Source organism: Chryseobacterium angstadtii (assembly GCF_001045465.1).
In the GTDB taxonomy this organism is placed as follows: Bacteria; Bacteroidota; Bacteroidia; order Flavobacteriales; family Weeksellaceae; genus Chryseobacterium; species Chryseobacterium angstadtii.
Genome location: NZ_LFND01000001.1, coordinates 961,500 through 985,382, shown reverse-complemented (window position 1 = coordinate 985,382; position 23,883 = coordinate 961,500). Strand labels below are relative to the sequence as shown.

19 protein-coding genes and 2 tRNA genes are annotated in these 23,883 nt (G+C 37.9%); 15 read left to right on the top strand and 6 right to left on the bottom strand.

Annotated elements, in window-relative coordinates; all coding sequences use genetic code 11:
• Positions 1-17: 17 nt before the first annotated feature.
• Positions 18-1,241, bottom strand: a complete 1,224-nt coding sequence (locus ACM46_RS04375; RefSeq protein WP_048505355.1) for a 3'-5' exonuclease — start codon at positions 1,239-1,241, stop codon at positions 18-20.
• Between the two features lie 316 nt (positions 1,242-1,557).
• Positions 1,558-3,084 carry a helicase HerA-like domain-containing protein gene (locus ACM46_RS04370; protein WP_048505354.1) on the bottom strand — a complete coding sequence of 509 codons (1,527 nt, stop codon included), beginning with the start codon at positions 3,082-3,084 and terminating at the stop codon, positions 1,558-1,560.
• Positions 3,085-3,479: 395 nt separating this feature from the next.
• Here ACM46_RS04370 and ACM46_RS04365 point away from each other — a divergent pair, with 395 nt between their 5' ends.
• Together ACM46_RS04365 and ACM46_RS04360 are read left to right on the top strand one after the other, a co-directional pair.
• On the top strand, positions 3,480-4,889 hold the full coding sequence (locus ACM46_RS04365; protein WP_048505353.1) for an MBL fold metallo-hydrolase: 1,410 nt from the start codon (positions 3,480-3,482) through the stop codon (positions 4,887-4,889).
• 26 nt (positions 4,890-4,915) lie between these two features.
• Positions 4,916-5,215, top strand: coding sequence for a thioredoxin family protein (locus ACM46_RS04360; protein WP_048505352.1), 300 nt, complete (start codon positions 4,916-4,918; stop codon positions 5,213-5,215).
• A 60-nt stretch (positions 5,216-5,275) separates the two neighbouring features.
• Here ACM46_RS04360 and ACM46_RS04355 read toward each other — a convergent pair whose 3' ends face one another.
• Positions 5,276-6,028, bottom strand: coding sequence for a nitrilase-related carbon-nitrogen hydrolase (locus ACM46_RS04355; protein WP_048505351.1), 753 nt, complete (start codon positions 6,026-6,028; stop codon positions 5,276-5,278).
• A gap of 103 nt (positions 6,029-6,131) precedes the next feature.
• Here ACM46_RS04355 and ACM46_RS04350 point away from each other — a divergent pair, with 103 nt between their 5' ends.
• From ACM46_RS04350 to ACM46_RS04330, 5 genes are all read left to right on the top strand, one after another.
• Positions 6,132-6,572, top strand: a complete 441-nt coding sequence (locus ACM46_RS04350; RefSeq protein ID WP_048505350.1) for a DUF6646 family protein — start codon at positions 6,132-6,134, stop codon at positions 6,570-6,572.
• Positions 6,573-6,675: 103 nt separating this feature from the next.
• Entirely contained in the window at positions 6,676-8,157 is a 1,482-nt protein-coding gene (rseP, locus tag ACM46_RS04345; protein ID WP_048505349.1) for an RIP metalloprotease RseP, read from the top strand.
• Positions 8,158-8,237: 80 nt separating this feature from the next.
• Positions 8,238-8,314 (top strand) — tRNA-Asn (locus ACM46_RS04340).
• A gap of 533 nt (positions 8,315-8,847) precedes the next feature.
• Positions 8,848-8,921, top strand: a tRNA-Asn gene (locus ACM46_RS04335).
• Positions 8,922-9,616: 695 nt separating this feature from the next.
• The gene (locus ACM46_RS04330) at positions 9,617-12,145 is read left to right on the top strand and encodes a DUF5686 family protein (RefSeq protein WP_241485966.1); all 2,529 of its coding nucleotides are present in this window, start codon (positions 9,617-9,619) and stop codon (positions 12,143-12,145) included.
• Positions 12,146-12,548: 403 nt separating this feature from the next.
• Here the strand turns inward: ACM46_RS04330 and ACM46_RS23090 are convergent, their stop codons facing one another.
• From ACM46_RS23090 to rplU, 3 genes are all read right to left on the bottom strand, one after another.
• Positions 12,549-12,716 (bottom strand): bacteriocin-like protein, encoded by a 168-nt coding sequence (locus ACM46_RS23090; RefSeq protein WP_117614418.1) that lies wholly within the window; start codon positions 12,714-12,716, stop codon positions 12,549-12,551.
• Between the two features lie 196 nt (positions 12,717-12,912).
• Positions 12,913-13,170, bottom strand: a complete 258-nt coding sequence (rpmA, locus tag ACM46_RS04325) for a 50S ribosomal protein L27 (RefSeq protein ID WP_034726841.1) — start codon at positions 13,168-13,170, stop codon at positions 12,913-12,915.
• Positions 13,171-13,182: 12 nt separating this feature from the next.
• Entirely contained in the window at positions 13,183-13,758 is a 576-nt protein-coding gene (gene rplU, locus ACM46_RS22935; RefSeq protein ID WP_083997334.1) for a 50S ribosomal protein L21, read from the bottom strand.
• 182 nt (positions 13,759-13,940) lie between these two features.
• Between rplU and ACM46_RS04315 the strand changes: the two genes are divergently transcribed.
• The 8 genes from ACM46_RS04315 (at position 13,941) to ACM46_RS04280 (ending at position 23,865) form a co-directional block, all read left to right on the top strand.
• The gene (locus ACM46_RS04315) at positions 13,941-14,828 is read left to right on the top strand and encodes a neutral zinc metallopeptidase (protein ID WP_048505348.1); all 888 of its coding nucleotides are present in this window, start codon (positions 13,941-13,943) and stop codon (positions 14,826-14,828) included.
• Positions 14,829-14,942: 114 nt separating this feature from the next.
• Positions 14,943-16,031 carry an acyltransferase family protein gene (locus tag ACM46_RS04310; protein WP_048505347.1) on the top strand — a complete coding sequence of 363 codons (1,089 nt, stop codon included), beginning with the start codon at positions 14,943-14,945 and terminating at the stop codon, positions 16,029-16,031.
• Between the two features lie 76 nt (positions 16,032-16,107).
• Positions 16,108-16,686 carry a MiaE family protein gene (locus ACM46_RS04305; protein ID WP_048505346.1) on the top strand — a complete coding sequence of 193 codons (579 nt, stop codon included), beginning with the start codon at positions 16,108-16,110 and terminating at the stop codon, positions 16,684-16,686.
• Positions 16,687-16,710: 24 nt separating this feature from the next.
• Complete coding sequence (locus tag ACM46_RS04300; protein WP_048505345.1) at positions 16,711-17,328, top strand: DUF502 domain-containing protein; 618 nt, start codon at positions 16,711-16,713, stop codon at positions 17,326-17,328.
• Positions 17,329-17,421: 93 nt separating this feature from the next.
• Positions 17,422-18,798: a tryptophanase TnaA gene (locus tag ACM46_RS04295; protein WP_048505344.1), complete on the top strand. Its 1,377-nt coding sequence runs from the start codon at positions 17,422-17,424 to the stop codon at positions 18,796-18,798.
• Positions 18,799-19,028: 230 nt separating this feature from the next.
• A complete protein-coding gene (locus ACM46_RS04290; RefSeq protein WP_048505343.1) occupies positions 19,029-20,108 on the top strand; it encodes an FAD-dependent monooxygenase in 1,080 nt (359 codons plus the stop codon).
• Between the two features lie 5 nt (positions 20,109-20,113).
• Positions 20,114-21,271: a pyridoxal phosphate-dependent aminotransferase gene (locus ACM46_RS04285; RefSeq protein WP_048505342.1), complete on the top strand. Its 1,158-nt coding sequence runs from the start codon at positions 20,114-20,116 to the stop codon at positions 21,269-21,271.
• Positions 21,272-21,432: 161 nt separating this feature from the next.
• Positions 21,433-23,865, top strand: coding sequence for a TonB-dependent receptor plug domain-containing protein (locus ACM46_RS04280; RefSeq protein WP_048505341.1), 2,433 nt, complete (start codon positions 21,433-21,435; stop codon positions 23,863-23,865).
• Positions 23,866-23,883 lie beyond the last annotated feature (18 nt).

The following is a 23,883-nucleotide window of genomic DNA, read 5'->3' as shown; positions in this document are numbered from 1 at the left end:
AGTTTTGGTCATTCTATCTATTTCGGTAAGGGCAATGTCTCAAAATCTCCACGAAGGAGCGCCAGCTGCAGGTCATTATGCAGATCTACAGAAGATAAAGGAAGATCGATTTTCAGTTTTGTAAGCTTGCTCATGGTCTGAATCTGGGTAAACAGATCGTAGAAACCGTAAGAAATTACTTTCCCGTTATCAATGATCAGGAACATCTTTTCGCCTAGTTTTCTTCCCTGTCCGAGCCAAAGTTCATTTCTTTTTCTAAAATCTATCTTTTTCAGGAAAACATTCACATCATTAAACTCTTCCTGCTGACTGATAAACTGAACAGCTTTTGTACCCTGCGTAAACGATTTAAATTTCAAAATCGGTCTTTCCGTTTTGTTCAGCTTATTCTTTTCAACGATGTATTTATTATTCCTAAAATAAAGTCCGAAAGGAAATACTTCCCTCTTTTTGATATTTTTTGAATTGAGAATCAGTTTAGCAATAATATCGGTTCCTGTAAGTTCATAATTAATCTGTTCCACTTCCTTCTGGATGTGTTCCCATTTTTTAGATTTTGAATTAAAAACTTTTTTTGAAAACTTATTGATATCCTGTACATAATCGGACAGAATGATTTTCCCGTCCTCATTTTGAAAATAAACAAAGCCTTTTTCATTAGGCAGATCCTGGGTGAGGATTTTTATTTTATTGATGTAAGTTTTGGCATTGGTTTCATCGTGCTGCTTCTGTATAATTTCATTTTCGGTGTCTTTTGAAATTAAAAGTTTAAACAGTTCCAATGTTGCCCTTGCATCACCATCTGCCCTGTGATGGTTCGTTAACGGAATTCCCAATGATTTTACGAGTTTTCCCAACGAATAGCTTACTTCGTCAGGAATCATTTTTTTCGCTAAAGGAATCGTATCTAAAGTACTGATTTGAAACTCATAGCCAAGCCTTTTGAAAGACTGGCGGAGCATTCTGTAATCAAAATCAATATTGTGCCCTACCAATGTTGTATTTTCTGTGATTTCAATGACTCTTTTCGCAATTTCATGAAATTTCGGGGCAGTTTTTACCATTTTAGGGGTAATACTTGTCAGTTTTTGTACAAAAGGAGTGATGTCACTTTCGGGATTGACGAGAGATATAAACTGGTCAGTAATTTTCTGGCCATCATATCTGTAGATGGCTATGTCTATAATGCATTCATTTCTATAACCTGCACCATTACTTTCTATATCTATAATTGAATACATTGAGTTGTAGTTATACTGCTGTTTTTTTATTACTATTAAATTTCTGCGCCTTTATTCCTAAAGTCAGGTACAATCATTTCAGTACATAACCCATGCCATAGACCCATAACGGCTGGCGCTGCATCTGCTGAAAATCTTTAATCAGGAAAAATCGGACTATAAAAAAACATTCAGATTCTTTTACAAAACAACTCTCTTCCGTTGATTTTATACAGCAATAAAGGCAATCCTGCTAAAATAATAAAAAATATATCAATAAAAAGCTGATCCTATTTTCATAGCAGGATTTTTTTATGAAATACAATTTAAAATGGTACTATCTTTTTCTTCCGCCCAGACCAAACATTCCCAGAATGGCTTTGGCTCCTTCCCTCATTAAGGTGCTTGTAAAAGTTCTTCCGGCTTTACTCTGAAGGACCTGTTCAAACATTCCTGGCTCTTCTTTTACGGGTTTTGCTCTTTGGGTAGGGGCCGGATTCTGCGCGGCCTGCTCCATTCTGTTGGTCAGTATTTCATAGGCTGATTCTTTGTCAACAGGCTCTTCATATTTAGCGACTAAAGCAGAATTTCCTGTTAATTCAGAAATTTCTGCGTCAGTTAAAACGTCCATTCTTGATTCTGGAGAAATCAGATAGGTATGAACCAGCGGTGTAGGAATTCCTTTTTCATCCAAAGCCGTTACAAATGCTTCTCCAATACCCAGATTCTGAATCAGGCTTGATGCATTGTAAAATTCCGTTGTAGGATAATTTTCTACAGCTTTGGTAATTTCTTTTTTATCTTTTGCGGTGAACCCTCTTAGTGCATGCTGAATCTTCAGTCCCAGCTGAGATAAAACATTTTCCGGAACATCCCCTGGAATCTGGGTAATAAAATAGATCCCGACTCCTTTGGAACGGATCAGCTTCACCATTGTCTCTATCTGTGAGAGCAACGCTTTTGATGATTCATCGAAAATAAGGTGAGCCTCATCTATAAACAGAACCAATTTGGGTTTTCCACTGTCTCCTTCTTCAGGGAATGTCATATAGATTTCAGCAAACAGCGAAAGCATAAATGTGGAAAACAGCTGCGGCTTACTCTGAATTTCGGCAACTCTCAAAATATTCACCACCCCTTTTCCATCTCTGGTTTCAAGAAGATCATGGACATCAAAGCTAAGTTCACCAAAAAAATCAGATGCTCCCTGCTGTTCCAATGCTACAATAGATCTCAGGATCGTTCCCAAAGAAGCGGAAGCTATAGATCCGTAGTTAGCAGCCAGTTCAGCTTTCCCCTGAGCATTGTCGGTGACATACTGAAGAACTTTCTTCAGGTCGTTCAGATCAATAAGAGGAAGCCCTTTATCGTCACAGTATTTAAAGACAATGGACATAATACTCTGCTGGGTATCATTCAACTCAAGGATTTTGCTTAATAAAACCGGCCCGAATTCTGTAACAGTAGCTCTTAATTTCACTCCTTTTCCTCCTGAAATACTCATCAGCTCTACAGGAAATGCCTGCGGATTATAAGGAAGCTGGGTTTTAGCATATCTTTCTTCAATAATAGGGTTCATCTGCCCGGCTTCGGCTATTCCTGAAAAGTCACCTTTGATATCCAGCACCAAAGAAGGAACTCCTGCATGGGAAAGCTGCTCGGCAAAAACCTGAAGTGTTTTTGTTTTACCTGTTCCCGTTGCTCCTGCAATAAGACCGTGACGGTTGATTGTTTTCAAAGGAATTGTAACATTTACTTCCGGTACCACTTCTCCGTCCAGCATTCCTTTTCCTAATATAATGTGTTCTCCCTTTGGAGTATATCTTGCATTCAGTTCTTCAATAAATTGTGTTTTATCTGCCATCTGATCTTTTTTTAACTGATAAATATAAAAGTTTTTGTAAAATATTCGGTCATTAAAGTCATATTACATGATTAAATTTAGTTTTACATTCTGTTAAATAATACTTAACTTAGTCAATGATCCTTTTAGAACTGATAACGGAAGAATTAAAGGTCATATTTAACATTAATCGGTTTGGCTGATCAAATTATGAACAGAGTCGGCTAGAAAATTATATTGAATTCAAAATAGACAAACCAGGAATCAGATTCTTGACAAAACGTATTGTAAATTAGAATAAATAAAGAGTATATAGATTTATTCTATCGTTATAGTTTTCCTATTTTTGACCTGTTTTAAAAATAAAACCCGATTTTTGTAGATTAATATCAATAACAAAATTGTTTATAAATAAGATGAAAGTTGAACAAATATATACCGGATGCCTAGCGCAAGGAGCATACTATATTGTATCAGAAAATGAAGCAGCCATTATTGATCCTCTCAGAGAAGTAAAACCTTATCTGGATCGCCTTGAAAAAGACCATGTTAGTTTAAAATATATTTTTGAAACCCATTTCCACGCTGATTTCGTTTCAGGACATTTGGATCTAAGTAAAAAAACAGGAGCTCCTATTGTTTACGGACCTACTGCCCAACCTGCATTTGAAGCTATTATTGCCGAAGATAACCAGATTTTCGAAATCGGAAAGATTAAAATAAAAGTCCTTCATACTCCGGGACATACGATGGAGAGTACAACTTATCTGCTCATCGATGAAAACGGAACCGAAACCGCAATTTTTACGGGAGACACCTTATTTCTTGGTGATGTCGGCAGACCGGATCTTGCACAGAAAGCCACCAATCTTACTCAGGAAGATCTTGCCGGAATTCTGTATGACAGCCTTCAGAATAAAATCCTTCCTTTAGATGACAGCATTACGGTTTATCCTGCGCATGGTGCAGGTTCTGCCTGCGGAAAGAATATGCAGAAGGAAACGGTGGACATTTTAGGTAATCAGAAAAAGACGAATTACGCCCTTAACCAGCCGGACAAAGAGTCATTTATCCGGGAGGTTCTCGACGGCCTTACCGCTCCACCTAAATATTTCGGGATGAATGTAGCAATGAACAAAGGCGGATATGAGAGTCTTGATGTGGTAATGAACAAAGGTTTAAACCCTGTTTCTGCAGAAGACTTTGAAGCTTTCGCAGAAGAAACAGGAGCTTTAATTTTAGATACCAGAAGCCCGGCAGAATTTCACAAAGGATTTATTCCAAATTCTGTAAATATAGGTCTGAAAGGAGATTTTGCACCCTGGGTTGGAAATATGATCGTAGATGTAAAACACCCGATTTTACTTGTGACCGATGAGGGAACGGAGGAAGAAGTGATCACCCGACTAAGCCGTGTAGGTTTCGATAATGTTTTAGGATATCTTGACGGTAGTTTTGCTGCATGGAAATCTGCAGGAAAAGAAACTGACGAAATCAAAAGAATTTCTCCTGCCGAGTTTGCAGAACAGTTTACGGAAAATGCCAGAGTGATTGATGTCAGAAAACTGAGCGAATATTCTGCAGAACATGTGGATAACGCGTTTAACAAACCTCTTGATACCATCAGCGACTGGGTAAATACGATTGATGATTCCGAACATTTCTTCCTACACTGTGCCGGAGGATACAGAAGCATGATTGCTGCAAGTATACTTAACTCTCACGGTATTAGAAATTTCTCGGAAATAGAAGGAGGCTTCAACGGAATCAAAAAGACCGAAAAGCTGCCCACTACTGATTTTGTATGCCAGTCTAAAACTTTATAATCAGCCCGGGAAATAAAAATAAAATTATGTCACAAAAATTTCAGGAAATCATTAATTCGGAAAGGCCGGTACTTATAGACTTTTTTGCAACCTGGTGCCAGCCGTGCAAAGTACAGTCATCCGTTTTGAATACCGTAAAAGAAAATATAGGGGAAGGAGCAAGAATCATCAAAGTAGATGTAGACCAATATCCTGCACTTGCTGCCGAATATGGTGTTCGCGGTGTACCTACATTAGCTGTTTTCAAAAATGGAGAACTTCTTTGGAAAGAAAGCGGTGTGCATGATGTGAATACCCTCACCGAATTGTTGAAACAATATGCTTAATTAGACTGAGACTAAGGTTTAGACTCATACTAAATCTAAACCTTAGCCTCAACCTATTTATTATAATTCAATGGAAAACTGGTCTCTGTCATTCAGAAATTGAAAATGCTGTCTGAAATCATTTAATTCATCCCTATTCAGTTCTGCGAGCACCATATTTCCGTTCTTTTGGGAAATTTCCTTTCCGTCTGCAAAGAAGCAGTGTGAACTTTCCTGGTAAAAAAGACTATTCCCGTCTGTCCCGATTCTATTCAGTCCGAATACAAAAGACAGATTCTCTATCGCTCTGGCTTTTAAAAGATGTTCCCAGGCTCCTACCCTTTTTTCCGGCCAGTTGGCAATATATAAAACAGCATCATAATCATCATTATTCCTTGCAAAAACAGGAAAACGAAGATCATAGCAAACCTGCAATAAAATTCTGAAACCTTTATAATTGACAATCACTCTCTTATTTCCGGGGGTATATACCTTATCTTCTCCCGAAAAGGAAAAGAGGTGTCTTTTATCATAGAAAACCGTTTCTCCATCCGGCTGAACAAAATACATTCTGTTATAAAAATTTCCTTCATCTTCCACAGGAGCACTTCCGCAGAAAGCTGCATTCTTTTCTTTCGCCATCTTTTTCAGAAATTCCAGAGATTCTTTATTTCTATCGGAAACTTCGGCTGCATCCATGCAAAAACCCGTAGAAAACATCTCCGGAAGTAGGAAAATATCTGCTTGCGTATTTTTCAGCTGGTCTTCGATCAATTGAAAATTTTTGTCTTTATTTTTCCAGACAATATCTAAATTAAGTCCTGCAATTCTCATAAACTTTGTTAAAAAACTTCAATAAAAATACGATTTTCCAATGATTTCGGTTCTATTTTTGATGAGGATATTTTTCATTAATATGATTTAAAAAGTAAAGTTTATGAAGAAATTGTTTTTGGTGCTGATGGTCGCTTTTATGGGAACCGCTGCAAATGCACAGGCTTACACAGGAAAAGGAGATCATAAAATCCAGCTGGGACTGAGTGCCTGGGGATACGGAACGGGAGTTACCGGAACCTATGATTACGGACTGAACAAACTGGTATCGGTAGGAGCAGGTCTTAATGCCTATTTTGGAAATTATAAAGATCATGACAAAGATAATCGTGTTTTTGTTTTCGGAAGAGTAAATTTCCATCTTCAGGAAGCGCTTGATCTTCCTTCTAAATGGGATATCTATCCGGGTGTAGACGTGGGCGTTCTGGGCAAAGATTTCGGAATCGGGGCACATATCGGAGCCCGTTACTTTTTCACGGAGAAAGTGGGTGTTTTCGCAGAAGTTGGCAACAACGGCAGTATCGGAGTTTCTTTCAATCTGTAAAATCCCTTCAAAATATGACAAAGCTTCTCATTTAGAGAGGCTTTTTTATTTGGCATAGTTTTGATAATTGTTACCTTTGCAAATTAAAATCTAAAATTTATTAATGGAATTAGCAATCAAGATTTTCCAGTTCATACTAAGTATTTCTATTTTAGTGGTTCTTCATGAGCTTGGACACTTTTTACCGGCAAAATGGTTTAAGACCAGAGCTGAGAAATTCTTCCTGTTTTTCGATCCATGGTTTTCGATCTTTTCTATGAAGAAGATCAACGGAAAATGGCAGTATAAATTTCTTTCCAAAAACCTTCCGGACACAGAAACTATTGTAGTAGACGGAAAAGAGAAAGAAGTTCCTATCGATATATCAAAACTTTCAGACAGCGACTGGAGAAAACATCCGGAGCAAACGAAATACGGAATCGGATGGCTTCCTTTCGGCGGTTATGTAAAAATTGCCGGAATGATAGACGAAAGCATGGATACCGAGCAGATGAAAAAACCTGCCGAACCATGGGAATTCAGATCAAAACCGGCATGGCAGAGGCTTATTATCATGCTTGGAGGGGTTACAGTTAACTTTTTCCTGGCGTGGATTATCTTCGGATGTCTGTCTTATTTTAATGGCGAAACTTCTTTCGACACGACAAAAGTGGAAGCGCCAATGCATTATACCCAGGTTGCAAAAGCAATGGGATTTGAAGATGGTGACAAGATCTTAAAAGTAGACGGAAAGGTTCAGAACAACCTGGACAAGCTTTCTCTGGATATTTTATTAAGTGACCAGGTAACGGTTCTAAGAAACGGAAAAGATGTCACTTTCAATACGAATGATGATGGAAAAGCACTGGCTTTCAAAGATGAAAACCCAAGAGCATTCCTTACACCGAGATACGCCCCTGTTATTGATACGATTGTAAATCCTAAAACAGCTGCAGCCGGCTTAAAAATAGGCGATCAGGTGGTTTCTGTGAATGGACAGAAGATCAGTTATTATGACGAATTTCAGGGTGCTGTTGTAAAAAATGCAGGAAAACCGATCAGTGTAGAAGTACTAAGAGACGGTGCATTACAGCCATTAAGCCTTGAGGTATCTAAAGAAGGGACGCTAGGTATTGCTTCTTACAAGCAGCTTCAAAAATATGCCAACACTCAGAATTTCACTGTAATCCAGTCTATCGGTCGTGGGTTTACCAGAAGTATTGAAAGCTTAACATATCAGGTAAAACAGTTTAAGCTGGTATTCAACAAAAAAGTTCAGGGGTATAAGAAAGTGGGAGGTCCTTTAGCGATCATCAAAAACATGCCTGTAGAGAAGTCTAAGGACGGAGCTGTATCCATTAACTGGAGCATGTTCTGGAGCTTTACGGCGATGTTCTCTGTATGGTTGGCATTCCTTAACCTTATTCCTATTCCTGGTCTTGACGGTGGTCACGTATTATTTACCTTATGGGAAGTGATTACGGGAAAACCTGTTCCTCAGAAAGTACTGGAAAACGCACAGATGATCGGGGTTATCTTCCTGTTAGGATTGATGTTACTGATCTTCGGAAGTGATATCTTTAAAGCACTTACGGGAAGTTTATAATTTTTTTGAAAATTTTCTAAAAAATATTTGTAGGGTATAAATATTCGTCCTATATTTGCACCACTTAAAACAAAGGACATTCCTCCTTAGCTCAGTTGGTTAGAGCATCTGACTGTTAATCAGAGGGTCGCTGGTTCGAGCCCAGCAGGAGGAGCCAAAAAGACTTACAGAAATGTAGGTCTTTTTTTTGTTTATAGCTTTTGATAAATAAGATGACAGGCTTCAGCATCCGGCAGAAATAGTTTTTAAAAGCAATTTAAAATAGAAAAAAGACGCCATTTATCAAACAAAGGATAAAATCATCTCTCTAATTAGCATAAGAGAATAAAAACTACATCTCATGAGTTTGCTACAATCCTCAAAAGCAAAAGAAGAACCTTTAAAAAAAACCAATTGAATAAATAAACAAAGACCCTACATTAGACCTAACGAGACACAAATTCTACGTCCGGTTTTACTGTTTAACTCACAAATCCCTGCTTTTATACTTTAATTTGTCTACTTTCTTCAGTAAATACAAATGGAGAAACATGGCACAAAACGGCTTTTCAGCAAATATCATCTAAAACAATAAAAATATTTCCTCCTGAAAGTCAATATTTTTGGCCAAAATCCACTGTTAATTAAGGATAAAACTTGCCTGATATGAATATTCCTTTTATATTTGCAACACCTTAAACAAAGGAAAATTCCTCCTTAGCTCAGTTGGTTAGAGCATCTGACTGTTAATCAGAGGGTCGCTGGTTCGAGCCCAGCAGGAGGAGCAAAAAGACTTACAGAAATGTAGGTCTTTTTTTATGGGCTTACTCCAAATATATCACTGTCATCAATTAAACATTACTCAGTTTTTACAATAAACATAAACAACTATTTCAAAACTTATCCTTATTGTCTGGAATTTCCAGTTTATTTATCAACATCAATCTTATCGTTTTCCACAGATAAAGGACAGTATTACAACTATTGTCAACAACCCTTTTTACAATTCTATTAAATCATCACTATAATTTGTGGATAAAGATCCTATCATAAATATAAAATTCTATAATACAATGAAATACAATTGTTAATAACCTGTGGATAGAATATCAGGAAGGTGTAATTAAGCTATTGGTAAATCCCAATAAATTAAGGGAAAACATGTGAATAACCCCTTGAAAACCTCTTAAAAACGTATTAACAATCCCTATAAAGCCTATGGATAGATTGTGGAAAAACTGTGGATAGTAAAATTTTACCTTATATTTCATCAAGCTCACTATTCTTTTAATCAGATGAATTAAAAGCGATTATTTACTACTGAAATTCATAAAGATTAAACGATTAATTATCACAATCTTTTACTGTTATTTTCGTTACATTTGTAGTTTTGTGATTTTTCATAGAAAACGTTAAAAATTATGATCTTTTTTAAATAAACTGCACGCTTTTTGTTTATGCTAACTGCCTGAAGAACCAAATGATGTTAAACAACAACTCTAAATATTATAACCTCTTTTTTCTGCTCTTTATTTCTTGTCTGACGTTCGCCCAAAATACAGCCAACGGAAGAATTACTGATGCTAAAACCAGCAAAGAAATTACGGGTGTAGATATATTCATCAATGACAATACTGAACCTCTTCTGAAAACTTCACAGGGAAGCTTCAGCGTTCAGTCGGACAGCATTATCTACAAATTAAGATTCTCCAAAAAGAACTACTCTACCGAAACGGTAACTATCACTCCGGAAACGGCGCAAAATATTTTTGTAAAACTTTCACAGGAAAAAGTAAGCACCATTGATGAGATTGTAATTCATAACGAAAAACCTAAATATAAAAACAAGAAGGAAAATCCTGCCTATGCCATTATGCAGGAAGTATGGAAAAGGAAAAGAAACAACGGTTTAGAAAAATTCGACACTTATACTTACAAAGAGTACGAAAAAATTCAGTTTGATGCCAACAATCTGGACAGCGCCTTTATGAGCAAAAAGATTTTCAATAAGCTGGATTTCATCTTTGAATATGCAGATTCCACAGCAAGCGGAAAAATAGGACTTCCGATCTTCCTGAACGAATCTATTTATGAAAATTTCGGCGAAAACAAACCCGGAAAAAAGACCAAAAGAATGCTGGTAGCTCAGAAAACTTCCGGATTTCAGGACAACCAGGTGATTACCATTACAGCGAAAAACTTATACCGCGATATTAATATTTATGACAACACGCTCAACTATTTCGACATCGGATTTCCGAGTCCTGTAGGTTCAAGCGGGTTCAGTACTTATGATTATAATTTAACAGACACTATCTCGATTCGTGGAGAAAGCGCTTATAAGATAAGGTATCAACCTAAAAGAAAGGAGGTTTTAGCTTTCCAAGGCTATCTTTATATAGACACAGACAGCTATGCCGTTTTGGGCGCCACTTTAAAATCCACGCAGAAGATCAATGTCAACTTTATCAACAGTATTTCCACAGAGCTTGAATATGACAATCCTGATGAAAATACATTCCTTCCCAAAAAATTCATCACCGAGATAGAGCTTACTCCTTTTGCCAAAAAGAGAACCTCTAAAAGCATTATCGCCAAACGATCCGTTGACTATTCACAATATGAATTCAATAAACCTCTGGATGCGAAGATATTTACAAGGAAGGAGGAAGAATATGACGACAAATTCGTAGACAAAGATGATGCTTACTGGGTAAAAGCAAGACCGGACTCATTATCGAAATCTGAACAGGGCGTTTATGAAATGCTTGACAGACTTCAGCAGACCCCAAAATTCAACCGTATTGTTAAGTTATACGAAACCCTTGCTTCCGGCTATTATAATGCATTTAAAGGTATAGACATCGGCCCGATCTTCTCTATTTATGGGAAAAATGAAGTGGAAGGAGACAGAATAAGACTTGGCGCAAGAACTTACTTTGGACAGAACGATCCGTGGAGGGTTCAGTTTTATACAGCTTATGGCTTCAAAGATCAACAGGTAAAATATGGAGCCGAGGCACGCTATATGTTTAACAGAGCCAGCCGATTTATGATCGGAGCAGGAACCAAAAGAGATATAGAACAGCTTGGGGTGCAGCTTACCACCGATGATGGTATTATGGCCCGTACTTTCGCCTCATCCACCCTTTTTGCAAGAGGGGAAAACGCGTCACTGAGTTCAATTAACAAAACGAATATTTTCGCTTCTTTTGAACCATGGAAAAACTTCCAGATCAGAGTAGACGGAACTTTACAGAGTATAAAATCTGCCAATCCCGAAAAATTCAGTCTGATGTATTATCGAAACGGTGACTTGAGAAAAACCCTGAATGATTCACACGTAACTCTTAGTTTAATCGCACGACCGGGCGCCAAATTCTCTCAGACCGGAGTTGACCGTTATGAGCACGGAACTCTTGCACCTACCATCATATTGAAATACACAAGAGGTATTGAAGGCCTGTTTAACGGAGATTTCAACTACAACAGACTTCAGTTTATGTTCTACAAACCTGTACTGATCGGAAGCTGGGGGAAAACCCTTGTAAGCTTTGAAGCTGGAAAAACTTTTGACACTGTTCCTCTGGCCTTACAAAACGTAGTTCCGGGAAACCAGTCTTACAGTTTGGCACAAAATACATTCGCTCAGCTTAATTATTATGAGTTTGTAGCGGATACCTACTCTACGCTTCACCTTGAGCATCATTTTAACGGAAAGATCCTTTCATTTATTCCGTTGATCAAAAAGCTTAAACTTCGTGAAATTGCATTTATCAGAAGTGCTTACGGAACTTTAAGCGATGCTTCCAAAGCCATCAATGTAGATGGATTTAAATACTCTGCACCAAGTGAGCAGATCTATTTTGAATACGGATTCGGAATTGAAAACATCGGAATCGGAAACCTCAGAATATTCAGGGTAGATTTCAACTGGAGAGGAAATTATCTCGACCGGCCGGACATTTCCACATTTGGAGTCAAAGCAGGATTCCAGGTAGGATTTTAAAATACATCAGCTCTTTGTTCTCAGAAACAGGGAGCTTTTTTTAACCGGCTTCATGTCGTGTGAAATCTTGTTTAATTTTCCACAATATCATAAATTAACCTCAGTTCGGGATAGTAGGATTTCTGGTCTCCAGGCTAAGGCTGAGATTTAGAAAAGTCAAAGGCCAATTTTGCTACGCAAGTGAAATATAAAAATCCTCTAACTCCAAGATACGCATAAAATCACTCATCACTTCCCGAAACTCTCAAACACTAAAACTCTCAAACGCTAAAACCCTCAAACCCTCAAACCCTCCGACTCTCAAACCCATATCACGAATCCCACACTCAGGTTAAATTACTGACCAACTTATATAAAATATCCCCGACAATGCCGGGGATTTTCAATAACTATTTTATTTATGTTAACATCCACATGGTTCGGGATCGGAAACCAAATTAGGACAACGGAGTCTTTGCTGCGCCGTCCATGAGCACCATTCACCACATGTAGTTGCAGGAACCGGACATGCCAAAGCACCGCCTTCAATTGTTTTTAATTCTTTCTTTGAAAGTTTTTTCAGGTTTTTCATAATAGTTTTTGTTTTTAATGCGAAACTTACTTATTTATTTTTCAGCATTCGCAAATGATTTGTTAGTTGGTTATAACAAATATATAAATAATTCACAATAATTAGAATATTAATGAAAATATTTTTATTATGTAGCATTAAAAACAAAAAAAACCTCAGCTAATGCCGAGGTTTAAATTTTATAAAACGCTTAAAATTATGCGTTTGCTTCTACAGATACGAAAGATCTGTTGTTTGCTTTCTTTCTGAAAACTACTTTACCGTCTACTAATGCAAACAAAGTGTGGTCTTTACCCATTCCCACGTTTTCACCCGGGTGGTGCTGTGTACCTCTCTGTCTGATAATAATATTTCCGGCAATAGCTTCTTGTCCTCCGAAAATCTTCACACCTAATCTTTTAGAGTGAGACTCTCTACCGTTCTTGGAACTACCGACTCCTTTCTTGTGTGCCATTTTATTACTGGATTATTTGTTAAGTGCTTTAAATTGATCAATATTCTTAACGATAGCAGCATCTACTTCTTCGTGAGTAAGAATTTTTTTCTCTAATTCAACTTTAACTGCTTTACCTAAAGTAATTAAAGTCTCTCTGTTTTCTTTAGACTGAGACAAGTTGTTTTTCTTCAAGTGATAGTTCAGTTCGTGATCTTCACCAAAGTTAACAGTTGCGTTGTCTGAAAGAACTTCAGCTTTCACAGTTTCTTTTTTAGCAGCTTTCTTAGATCCTCCTTCAAAACCAGTGATACCAGTGATTTTAATTTGAGTTAAAGATTGTCTGTGACCGTTTTTCACCTGATAACCTTTTCTTCTTTTCTTTTTGAAAACGATTACTTTATCAGCTTTTACGTGGTCTAGGATCTCTGCATCTACAGTGATACCGCTTACAGCTGGGGCGCCAACAGTGATTGAACCGTTTACAGTAAGAAGAATTTTGTCAAAAGAAACTTTGTCTCCTTTTTCTCCTTTTAAACGGTTTACAAACAACTTCTGGTCTTGCTCAACTTTGTATTGAAGCCCTGCTATTTCTACAATTGCAAACATTGTTTATAAATTTTTAGTTATTTCGAGGTGCAAATATATGAATAAATTTCTAAATACCTTACTATCAGATCTGTATTTTTTTAATAAAAATCATTTCACTATGTTTTGAATAATTTTTAACATTAAAGTACTCATATATAAGAGATAATTTTATACCTTCGTATCCACCAAAAATATTTTATATGAAAAGAAACTTCAAATTCTGCTTACTGGCAGGAGCCATTGCCGCTTTCTCACTGTCAGCGTGCCGTGATGACAAAATGGAAGAATCTGTTCTTCCTGAATCTCAGTCTGAAAGCGCCAAGCTTGATCAACCGGGAGACCTTGAAAAAAGCTGTTCTTACGTAGATCAGAACTGGAGCTCTACAGCCGTCCTGAAAACCGGACTTCAGAACACAGCAGATACCAACTTCATGAATGGGCAAATGACCAAGATCGCAAGTCTTTGGGGAAGAAGCAATCCTACACTTCGTTTTGTAGATGATCCTTCTAATTTCAATTCAACATACAATGCCATCTCTTATTCCTCAGGAAAAATTTACTACGGATACGCCATCTACGCTGACGCAAAAAACAAAGGCGGAGATATCGTAAATGCCATGATCCTTGCCCACGAATATGGACATCAGCTTCAGTATATTTTTGGCCTTCCTTCCGTAAATGAATCTACTGCAAGACCAAACGAACTGGAAGCAGACGGATTTGCAGGATATTACCTAAGAAGACCCAACGGATACAACAAAACAAATTTCTCTGAAATTGCAGCGGCTTACGAGTTTGCACAAAGCATCGGAGACTATCAGACCAACAGCTACAATCACCACGGAACTCCTCCGCAAAGAAGATCTGCGGTACGTTTAGGATTCCTTCTGGGTCAATACGATCTTAATGCAGCCAATTTCGATTATAATTTCTTCTATTATTATCAGGGTGTATTAAACGGAACTTATAAAATGGGTAAAAACTCTGTCAATCCGGAGATTGATGCCTATATGAGCCAGTACATGGATGAACTCAGAAAAATCCAGACCGGAGAAATTTCTGAAGAAGAATTCAAGCAGCTTAAGTAAACATTCATTTTTAGCATATTTAACAAAGGAGGCAGGCAGCAATGTTCTGTCTCTTTTCAGTTTATTTCATACATATCCCAAAGTTTATTTATTTTTGAACTATATCCATCAACAATGAACAGAGATCTCTACATTGATTTTGCCAAAGGAATGGCAACTCTTTCCATCATCTTCATCCACACCGCTTTCTGGTCCGGACAATTTTATATTCCAGCAGAGGTCCGAGTATTTTCTCTCGTATTTGATGTGGCTCTTTTTTACGCCCTGAGCGGAATCACCTCCGGATCAAACATAGAAAAAACATTCTACAGGCTGTTGAAACTTCAGATCACCTACATGATCTTTGTAACATTCCTGTTCTTTATGGATTACTTTTTCAAAGTTTTTGGCTTAACATTTTTCTCTATGGAATGGCTTCAGAGCTTTTATTCCACTTTTGGTTCAAAGTATGCGGCAACCAGTGTTTCAGATATTCCCCAATGGCAGAATCTCGGAAACTGGTACCTTCACCAATATACCAATGCAGACACCTTCCCTGTAGTAATGGGAAGCTTCTGGTATCTGAAAGTGTATTTTATTCTGGCTGTTTTCGGGGTATTGATTCTAAGATTCTTTCCCAAACATGTCAACTGGTTTATAGGAATCTGTCTTTCACTGACTTTAATCTTTAATCTTTTTCCGGAAATCTATCCGACGGGACAGGTAGGCTATGTTGCATTTTATCTGGCCGTTTTTTTGATTGCCAACAGAATGCGTGGCAAAAAAATCCCAACAAAGATCATTCCTGTTTTATATGCACTCGTTGCAGGAGCATTGATCTGGATGTTCTGGTATTACGGAAGCGAGATCTTTTATAAAATCAATAAAAATAAATTCCCACCAAGAATTCCATACATTATCTGGTGCCTGTTTTCACTTACCACTTTGTTTGTGCTTTACAACCGTTTAAAGATCTCAAAAGAAAATTTTGTGACTTATATCGGGAAAAATGCCATATTCTTTTATTTCGCCCAGGGATTAAGCTCTTCTCTGGTCTATTTTATTGTGGTTCCTTTAAAAGACCATATGCCCTGGTGGACATTGATGATTCTCATTTATATCATTAATATTATTCTGGCTTTTATTATTGCCGCGGGCTTAAAAAAAGTAGATGATATGGGTTGGAAAGTTTTGGAGTTTTTAAGAAAAAAAACAGCGACTTAATACTTTAGCAGACAATTTGAAATAAAATAACCATTTCTTATTGCAATTTATTTTAATTTTACAGAAAATTCAAAACATGTTTAAGTTGAAACTTCCTACCGATCCAAGGTGGGCAAATATTGCGGAGGAAAACATAGAAGAAATTTTAACGGACCATGCCTGGTGTGAGCAAAAAGCTTTAACCAATGCCATTTCTTTGATCACCATGCTGCCTGAAGAAACTGAAATTGTGACCGAACTTCTTGTTATTGCAAAAGAAGAACTGGATCACTTCAGCCAGGTTCATGATATCATCAAGAAAAGAGGCTATACTTTCGGAAGAGCAAGAAAAGATGACTATGTAAACGAACTTGCCAAATTTGTCGTTCAGGGAAGCAGAGAAGATCTTATTGTAGACAAAATGCTTTTTGCAGCAATGATTGAAGCCAGAAGCTGCGAAAGATTTAAAGTGCTTACCGAAAATATTAAAGACGAAGAACTCAAAATATTCTATAAGGAACTGATGATCTCAGAAGCCAATCATTACACCACTTTTATAGGATTTGCAAGACAGCTTGGCGAACCGGAAAAGGTAAACAAGCGCTGGGAAGAATGGCTGGAATATGAAGCCAATATCATAAAATCTTACGGAAACAAACAATCTATTCACGGTTAAAATAAAAAAAGTAAAAAATCCACGTTGAAAAAACCGACCTTCGAAAATATAGCCAACTTTTTCCTGAAAAATTTCTTTCAGGGGCTGGTTATTATTGGGCCAATCGGGCTTACTATCTTTGTGATCTGGTATATTGTGAGTGCTATTGACAATATCATTCCTTCCGTTGCCAAAGAAATTCCGGGATTGGTTTTTGTTTCAACAATTCTGATCACTGCGATTCTGGGCTATCTCGGAAATAAATTCGTAGTAGGACGGTTCTTTTTCGATACGATGGACAGCCTTCTGGAGAAAACTCCGGGGGTGAAGCATATTTACACCCCTACAAAAGATGTCATGTCATCTTTTGTGGGCGATAAAAAGAAATTTAACGATCCTGTCTGGGTAAAAACCAACGAAAATCCTGAAATCTGGAGAATTGGTTTCCTGACTCAAAAGGAAATGTCAGACGTCGAAAAACATAATTACGTTGCGGTATATCTTCCCCACTCCTATGCTATTTCAGGATGGGTAATTGTTACTGAAGAAAAAAACATCAAACCTGTAGTGGGAATGACTGCTGCTTCTGCCATGAAGTTTGCGGTAAGCGGCGGTGTAGCCGGGTTCCACTCAGACGACAATATATTTAAAGCTCCTGAGTAGTTCCTTCTGCTTTCTTTTGAATATACATTGATGAATTTGAAATTATTTCAAACAAATTTTCTTTACAAACAATCTAAAAAAATATTTTAACGCATGAAATTACCATACGCAGAACCGTTTCGTATCAAAATGGTGGAAGAAATCCGCCAATCGACGAGAGAAGAAAGAGAACAATGGCTTAAAGAAGCTAATTATAACCTTTTCAACCTGAAATCGTCACAGGTTTTCATTGACCTTCTTACCGATTCAGGGACGGGCGCAATGTCTGACAGACAATGGGGCGCATTGATGACCGGAGATGAAAGCTACGCAGGATCCCGTTCTTTTGAGCAGCTTCAGAACAGTGTTGAAAAAATTACCGGTTTTAAATATTTATTGCCTACCCACCAGGGAAGAGCTGCTGAAAATGTTCTTTTCTCGGTTTTGGTTAAAGAAGGTGATGTAGTCCCTGGAAACTCTCATTTCGATACCACAAAAGGACACATTGAGTTCAGAAAAGCTCACGCTATCGACTGTACTATTGATGAAGCTTTTGACATTAATGACCTTCATCCTTTTAAAGGAAATATCAATCTTGAAAAACTGGAAGAAGTTTATAAAAGCCACCCTAAAGAAAACATTCCATTCTGTCTGATTACAATTACCTGTAATTCTTCAGGAGGTCAACCCGTTTCTTTGGAAAACATGAAAGCGATAAGAGAACTTTCCAACCGTTATGGAATTCCTGTTTTCTTTGATTCGGCAAGATTCGCGGAAAATGCTTATTTCATTAAGAAAAGAGAGCAGGGCCAGGAAAACAGAACCATCAAAGAGATCTGTAAAGAAATTTTTTCTTACGGAGATGGAATGACCATGAGTTCCAAGAAAGACGGTCTTGTGAATATCGGAGGATTTATTGCTTTGAACAGTGAAGATATTTTCAGAAAAGCATCTAATTTTACCATTATTTACGAAGGCTTTATCACGTATGGAGGAATGGCCGGAAGAGATATGGCAGCTCTGGCTGTAGGTCTTGACGAAGCTACGGAATTCGCCTATCTGGAAAGCAGAATTTCACAGGTGGAATATCTTGGAAATAAACTGATTGAATATGGAATCCCTGTTCAAAAACCTATCGGAGGACATGCCGTTTTCATTGACTCTCTGAATTTCCTCCCTAAAGTATCCCGTGCGGAGTATCCTGCACAAACCTTAGGCCTTGAAATTTACAAGGAAGCAGGAATCAGAACCGTAGAAATCGGAACCTTACTGGCAGACAGAGATCCTGAAACCAGAGAAAACCGCTATCCGAAACTGGAACTGGTACGTCTTGCCATTCCAAGAAGAACGTATACCAATAACCATATGGACTATATTGCAGCCGCAATTAAAAATGTATACGAAAGACGTGAGGAGATCTCCACAGGATATAAAATCACCTGGGAGCCTGATCTGCTAAGGCATTTTACAGTACAGCTTGAAGAAGCATAAATAATCAACCGGGATTTATTTCCCGGTTTTTTTGACTTAAAATACACCCATCCAGTTCGTTAAAAATAACACAACCATATCTCTTTTTATTTTATGTTTAATTAATTCCAAATTAAATTCATTTATTTTTTTCATATAGTTAGTGTTTTTAATTTACATTTGCACTTATCAAAATAACAACTTACAAAACGTAAGCTTAAACACTAACTGAAAAAATCCATTATTCCGAAATGAACAAAATTGCTGTAGTGGGTGCCGGCATCTCCGGCCTAAGCATGGCGAATTACTTAGAAAAATACCAACTGGATTACCACATTTATGAAAGACGAAAAAAAGATGATCTTACAGGCCACGGATTTTTACTTCCAAAAGAAGGTATAGAACATCTTTCACAAATCATTGATCCGTCTGTACTCTTTGAACAGGGTAATTTTTTAAAGAAATACATCCGGTATTCACACAAGGGAAAAATACTGGCTGAAAAAGACCTTCAAAATGTTTTCGTGATTTCAAGAAGCACTCTGATCAGAATTCTTTCTCAAAATATTCCGCCGGAAAAAATCTCATATGGGGAAACCGTAGTGCCATGCACCACTCAAAAAGGAAAACTGAAAAAACAGGACGGAACCTATATAGATGCTGATATGGCCATAGTTTCAGACGGCTCCAAAAGCCGTATCAGAAGGGAGATGTTCAAAGATGAGACGATGAGAACCGTAAGAGAAAATGAAATCGTGAATATCATCAAATGCAAGGATATTGCGGCCCGTTTGGAAAGCAATTTCATGAAATACCATCATGAAGACGGAGGTCTTACGTTTGGAATTCTTAAAATTTCTGAAGATACCGTTCTGTGGTATTCCCAGTTTGACAACGAAAAATACAGGATCTTCGAAGAACCTACCACCGAAAATCTGAAAAAGTATATGTTTGAGATTTTTGAAGACTGGGACCCCATGGTTTCTTCTATTGTGAAAGGATCAAATTATGATAATATTCATCTGTGGAAGGTGTATGAACTGGAACAGCTCAATCCTTTTTATAAAGACCACATTGTTTTCATAGGCGATGCTGCCCATCCTCTCATTCCTTTTACCAGCCAGGGAGTCACCTCAGCATTAAAGGACTCTGCCACTCTGACCCGGTATTTAAAATCAGAAAAAAACAGAACTGATGCTTTCAGAAAATACGAAGCAGAAAGAAAACCGGAAATAGAAATCCACATCAGAAACGGAAGAATCCTGCTGGATCAGTTTCTAAAACCTCTTCATCTGCAGACAGAAAATATTATCCCCATATCTTATAAATAAAAGCTATGTTCAGCAATAACGACATTAATTTTGAAGCCTTAAAAAGAAAAGCGTACAACGGAAGATGGGCCACCATTGAGGAAGGCATCATCCCTCTTACCGCGGCAGATCCGGATTTCAGAACCGCTCCGGAAATTGAGCAGGGAATCATTGAATATATAAAGGACGGCTACCTAAGCTATGGTCCGTTCTCCGGACTTCCGGAATTCAAAAAAAATGTTGCAGAGCATTTCAATACGAATAAACACGGCAGCTTTACCCCTGAAAACATTCTGGCCGTCAACAGTGCTGCTCAGGGAATGTTCCTCATCGCTTCATACGTTCTGAAGCCGGGAGACGAAGCCATTATTTTAGATCCTGTGGATTTTCTGTTCAAAAGATCGGTAGAAGCTGCAGGCGGCACGGTACAATTATGTCCTGTAGACCATACAACAGCTGCCATTGACTTTGAAAAGCTGGTTCAACTTATCAATCCGAAAACAAAACTGATCAGCATCTGCAATCCTCATAACCCTCTTGGAAAAGTATATCCGAAGGAGGTTTTAAAGAAGATTTCAGAAATCGCTGCTGCCCATGATCTTTGGGTCATGAGTGATGAAATATGGAGTGACATTGTTTACGATCATAAAGATTTTCATACCTATTCCTCTGTTTCGGAGGAGGCAAAGAAAAAAAGCTTCACGGTTTACGGTTTTTCAAAATCATTTGGAATTGCGGGCTTGAGAATTGGTGCTGTTTTATGCAATGATCAGGAGATTCTGGATGATTTTACAGAGAAATCGAATTTTAATTCAACGATAGAAGGTGTTTCTACGCTGTCTCAAATTGCAGCCAGTGTAGCATTGGAAAGAGCAAAACCCTGGTACAGAGAATTTCTCAACCACTTACAGCACAACAGAGATCTTGCATTCAATATTCTGAACAACTCGGAAATTTTAAGTCCTAATCTGCCGGAAGCGACTTTTGTCCTATTTCCCAAGATCAACAACAGCCTCACCAGTGACGAATTCGCCCAACATGTTTTGAAGTACGGGAAAGTAGCTGTAGTACCCGGTTCCGAAAGATGGTTCGGAAAAGGAGCCGAAGGGCATATCAGAATTTGCTTTTCAACTTCTCAGGAAATTTTACAGGAAGGATTGGAGCGAATAATCAAAAGTTTTTAAGTTAAAATTTTTCACATTTTTAATCAAATTAATTAATATTTTACTAAAACCAACAAAAAACAATCTTAATTTAAATAATTAATACACAATAACATATTTTCATATTGATTTGAGAATAAAATTCAATATTTTTGAAACAATCACCAAATCCAATATGGAATATGAAAATAATATACACAAGTGTTCTTTTTTTAGGGGCCGTATCTATGTTTTATTCACAAAGCACCAATGATACTATTTCAAAAGAATCAAAAATAGACGAAATATCCGTTACCGGGAGCCGCAACAAAAAGAGAACGGTCATTAATACTCCTGTTCCTGTGGACGTTATTGACATTAAGCAGGTAAGTCAGTCTACAGGACAGATAGAGGTCAACCAACTTTTACAATTCGCAGCACCTTCTTTTAACTCTAATAAACAGTCCGGTTCTGATGGAGCTGATGCGGTAGATCCGGCTACGCTTCGTGGTCTGGGTCCGGATCAGACCCTTCTTCTACTCAACGGAAAAAGATATCATCAATCTTCGCTCATCAATCTTTTTGGGACAAAAGGGCGTGGAAACACAGGATCTGATATGAATACCATTCCTATCGGAGCGATCAAAAGAATTGAAGTTTTGCGTGACGGAGCTTCTGCCCAATATGGTTCGGACGCAATTGCCGGGGTCATTAACGTTATTCTGAATGACCGTAATCAGGGTTTTGAAGGAAATGCATTTTACGGAATGAACCTTTTTAAAAGTCCGGGAAACAATGATGTGGTATCTGAACGTAAAATAGACGGAACCCTATTCGATTTCAGTGGAAATCTGGGAACAAAAATCGGTAATAAAGGAGGTTTTGGAAATTTCACTGTAGAATTTATCAATAAAGAACGTACCATCCGAAATGCCAATCCGGAGAAGTATTCTACGCCGCGGGAAAAGTTCGGCGATGCCAAGTCTCAGAATGTCTATTTCTTCGGAAATGTAGAACTTCCTTTGTCTGACGGACTGAAATTTTATTCCCGTCAAGGATTTTCTCACCGTAAAACCAATGCCTATGCCTGGACAAGATCTGCAGATGCAGACGGAAATATCCCGGAAGTATACCCTAATGGATTCAATCCGTTGCAGAATACCAGCATTACGGATTTTACCTTTGATAATGGGCTGAAGTTTAAAGTTGCCGAATGGGACGTAGATTTCTACAATGCTTTCGGAAGCAACAGATTCACCTATGAAATCGACAATACCATCAACGCAACTTTGGGAGCAAACTCTCCGAGACGTTTTAATGCCGGAGGACATTCTCTTCTTCAGAATACAACAGGATTCAATGCGACCAAGCAATTTAAAGTACTGGAAGGGTTGAATATTGCCTTTGGATCTGAATTCAGATATGAAAAATTTGAAATTATTAAAGGAGAGGAAGCTTCTTATGCCATGTATGACATTAACGGAAATATTGTAACGGCAGACACTCCTCAAAGCCAGCTTGTCACCAATCCTATTTCCGGCGATATAAGACCTGGCGGTTCACAGGGGTTCCCGGGCTATTCTCAGACTGTGGACAAAAACAGAAACAATTTTGCCGCTTACATAGACACAGAACTTGATATTACGAAGAAATGGATGATCAGCGTTGCGGGAAGATTTGAAAACTACAGTGATTTCGGAAGTACGATCAATGGTAAATTTGCTACGCGATATGCCATTACTCCGCAGTTTGCATTCAGAGGATCGGTTTCTACAGGATTCAGAGCACCTTCTCTGGCTCAGAAATATTACAGTCTGCAGTTTACCAATTTCCAAGGAGGAAATCTGGTAACTATTCAGCTTGCCTCTAATGACAGTGACCTTGCAAAAACAGTGGGAATTCCACAGCTAAAACAAGAGACTTCATTGAATGGAAGTGCCGGCTTTACTTTTAATACGGGAAAATTTACAGCAACAGTAGACGGATATTATATTAAAGTAAAAGACAGAATTGTACTGACCGGAAATTTCTCTCAGGACGATGATGCAATTGGCGACATTCTCGTGGCCAATCATATTGACCAAGCCCAGTTTTTCACGAATGCGATAGATACCAGAACAAAGGGTGTAGATGTAATTGTGAGCTACGCAGACAATATTGGTATGGGAAAACTGACTGCTACCTTAGCCGGAAACTATAATGAAATGGAGATCACTAAAGTAAATACTTCCGATAAGCTGCAAGGAAAAGAAGAAATCTATTTGAGTCCTAGAGAAAGAGCTTTCATCCTGGCCTCAGCTCCAAAAACAAAAATCAACCTGAATTTAAACTATAAAATCAATAAGTTTAACGCGAATGTGCAGCTCGTAAGATTTGACAAAGTGAAATTAATCGGATACAATGGCGCAGACGACTATCAGCTTTATGGAGCAAAAGTAACCACTGATATTTCTTTCGGTTATGAGTTTACTAAAAACTTCAACCTTACGATTGGAAGCAAGAACTTATTTAACCGTTATCCGACTCTGCAAACCGCTTCTGTAGATGGCAATACTGAATCCGGAGGAATTTTTGATCCGGTACAGATGGGATTTGCGGGAAGACAGGCTTTTGCAAGACTTAATTTTAAGTTTTAAAACATTGATAGAATAACG

Bases quoted from the DNA above. Each gene is read 5' to 3' on its own strand.
- ACM46_RS04375 (WP_048505355.1), bottom strand. From the start codon at position 1,241: ATGTATTCAATTATAGATATAGAAAGTAATGGTGCAGGTTATAGAAAT.
- ACM46_RS04370 (WP_048505354.1), bottom strand. From the start codon at position 3,084: ATGGCAGATAAAACACAATTTATTGAAGAACTGAATGCAAGATATACT.
- ACM46_RS04365 (WP_048505353.1), top strand. From the start codon at position 3,480: ATGAAAGTTGAACAAATATATACCGGATGCCTAGCGCAAGGAGCATAC.
- ACM46_RS04360 (WP_048505352.1), top strand. From the start codon at position 4,916: ATGTCACAAAAATTTCAGGAAATCATTAATTCGGAAAGGCCGGTACTT.
- ACM46_RS04355 (WP_048505351.1), bottom strand. From the start codon at position 6,028: ATGAGAATTGCAGGACTTAATTTAGATATTGTCTGGAAAAATAAAGAC.
- ACM46_RS04350 (WP_048505350.1), top strand. From the start codon at position 6,132: ATGAAGAAATTGTTTTTGGTGCTGATGGTCGCTTTTATGGGAACCGCT.
- rseP (WP_048505349.1), top strand. From the start codon at position 6,676: ATGGAATTAGCAATCAAGATTTTCCAGTTCATACTAAGTATTTCTATT.
- ACM46_RS04330 (WP_241485966.1), top strand. From the start codon at position 9,617: ATGATGTTAAACAACAACTCTAAATATTATAACCTCTTTTTTCTGCTC.
- ACM46_RS23090 (WP_117614418.1), bottom strand. From the start codon at position 12,716: ATGAAAAACCTGAAAAAACTTTCAAAGAAAGAATTAAAAACAATTGAA.
- rpmA (WP_034726841.1), bottom strand. From the start codon at position 13,170: ATGGCACACAAGAAAGGAGTCGGTAGTTCCAAGAACGGTAGAGAGTCT.
- rplU (WP_083997334.1), bottom strand. From the start codon at position 13,758: ATGTTTGCAATTGTAGAAATAGCAGGGCTTCAATACAAAGTTGAGCAA.
- ACM46_RS04315 (WP_048505348.1), top strand. From the start codon at position 13,941: ATGAAAAGAAACTTCAAATTCTGCTTACTGGCAGGAGCCATTGCCGCT.
- ACM46_RS04310 (WP_048505347.1), top strand. From the start codon at position 14,943: ATGAACAGAGATCTCTACATTGATTTTGCCAAAGGAATGGCAACTCTT.
- ACM46_RS04305 (WP_048505346.1), top strand. From the start codon at position 16,108: ATGTTTAAGTTGAAACTTCCTACCGATCCAAGGTGGGCAAATATTGCG.
- ACM46_RS04295 (WP_048505344.1), top strand. From the start codon at position 17,422: ATGAAATTACCATACGCAGAACCGTTTCGTATCAAAATGGTGGAAGAA.
- ACM46_RS04290 (WP_048505343.1), top strand. From the start codon at position 19,029: ATGAACAAAATTGCTGTAGTGGGTGCCGGCATCTCCGGCCTAAGCATG.
- ACM46_RS04285 (WP_048505342.1), top strand. From the start codon at position 20,114: ATGTTCAGCAATAACGACATTAATTTTGAAGCCTTAAAAAGAAAAGCG.
- ACM46_RS04280 (WP_048505341.1), top strand. From the start codon at position 21,433: ATGAAAATAATATACACAAGTGTTCTTTTTTTAGGGGCCGTATCTATG.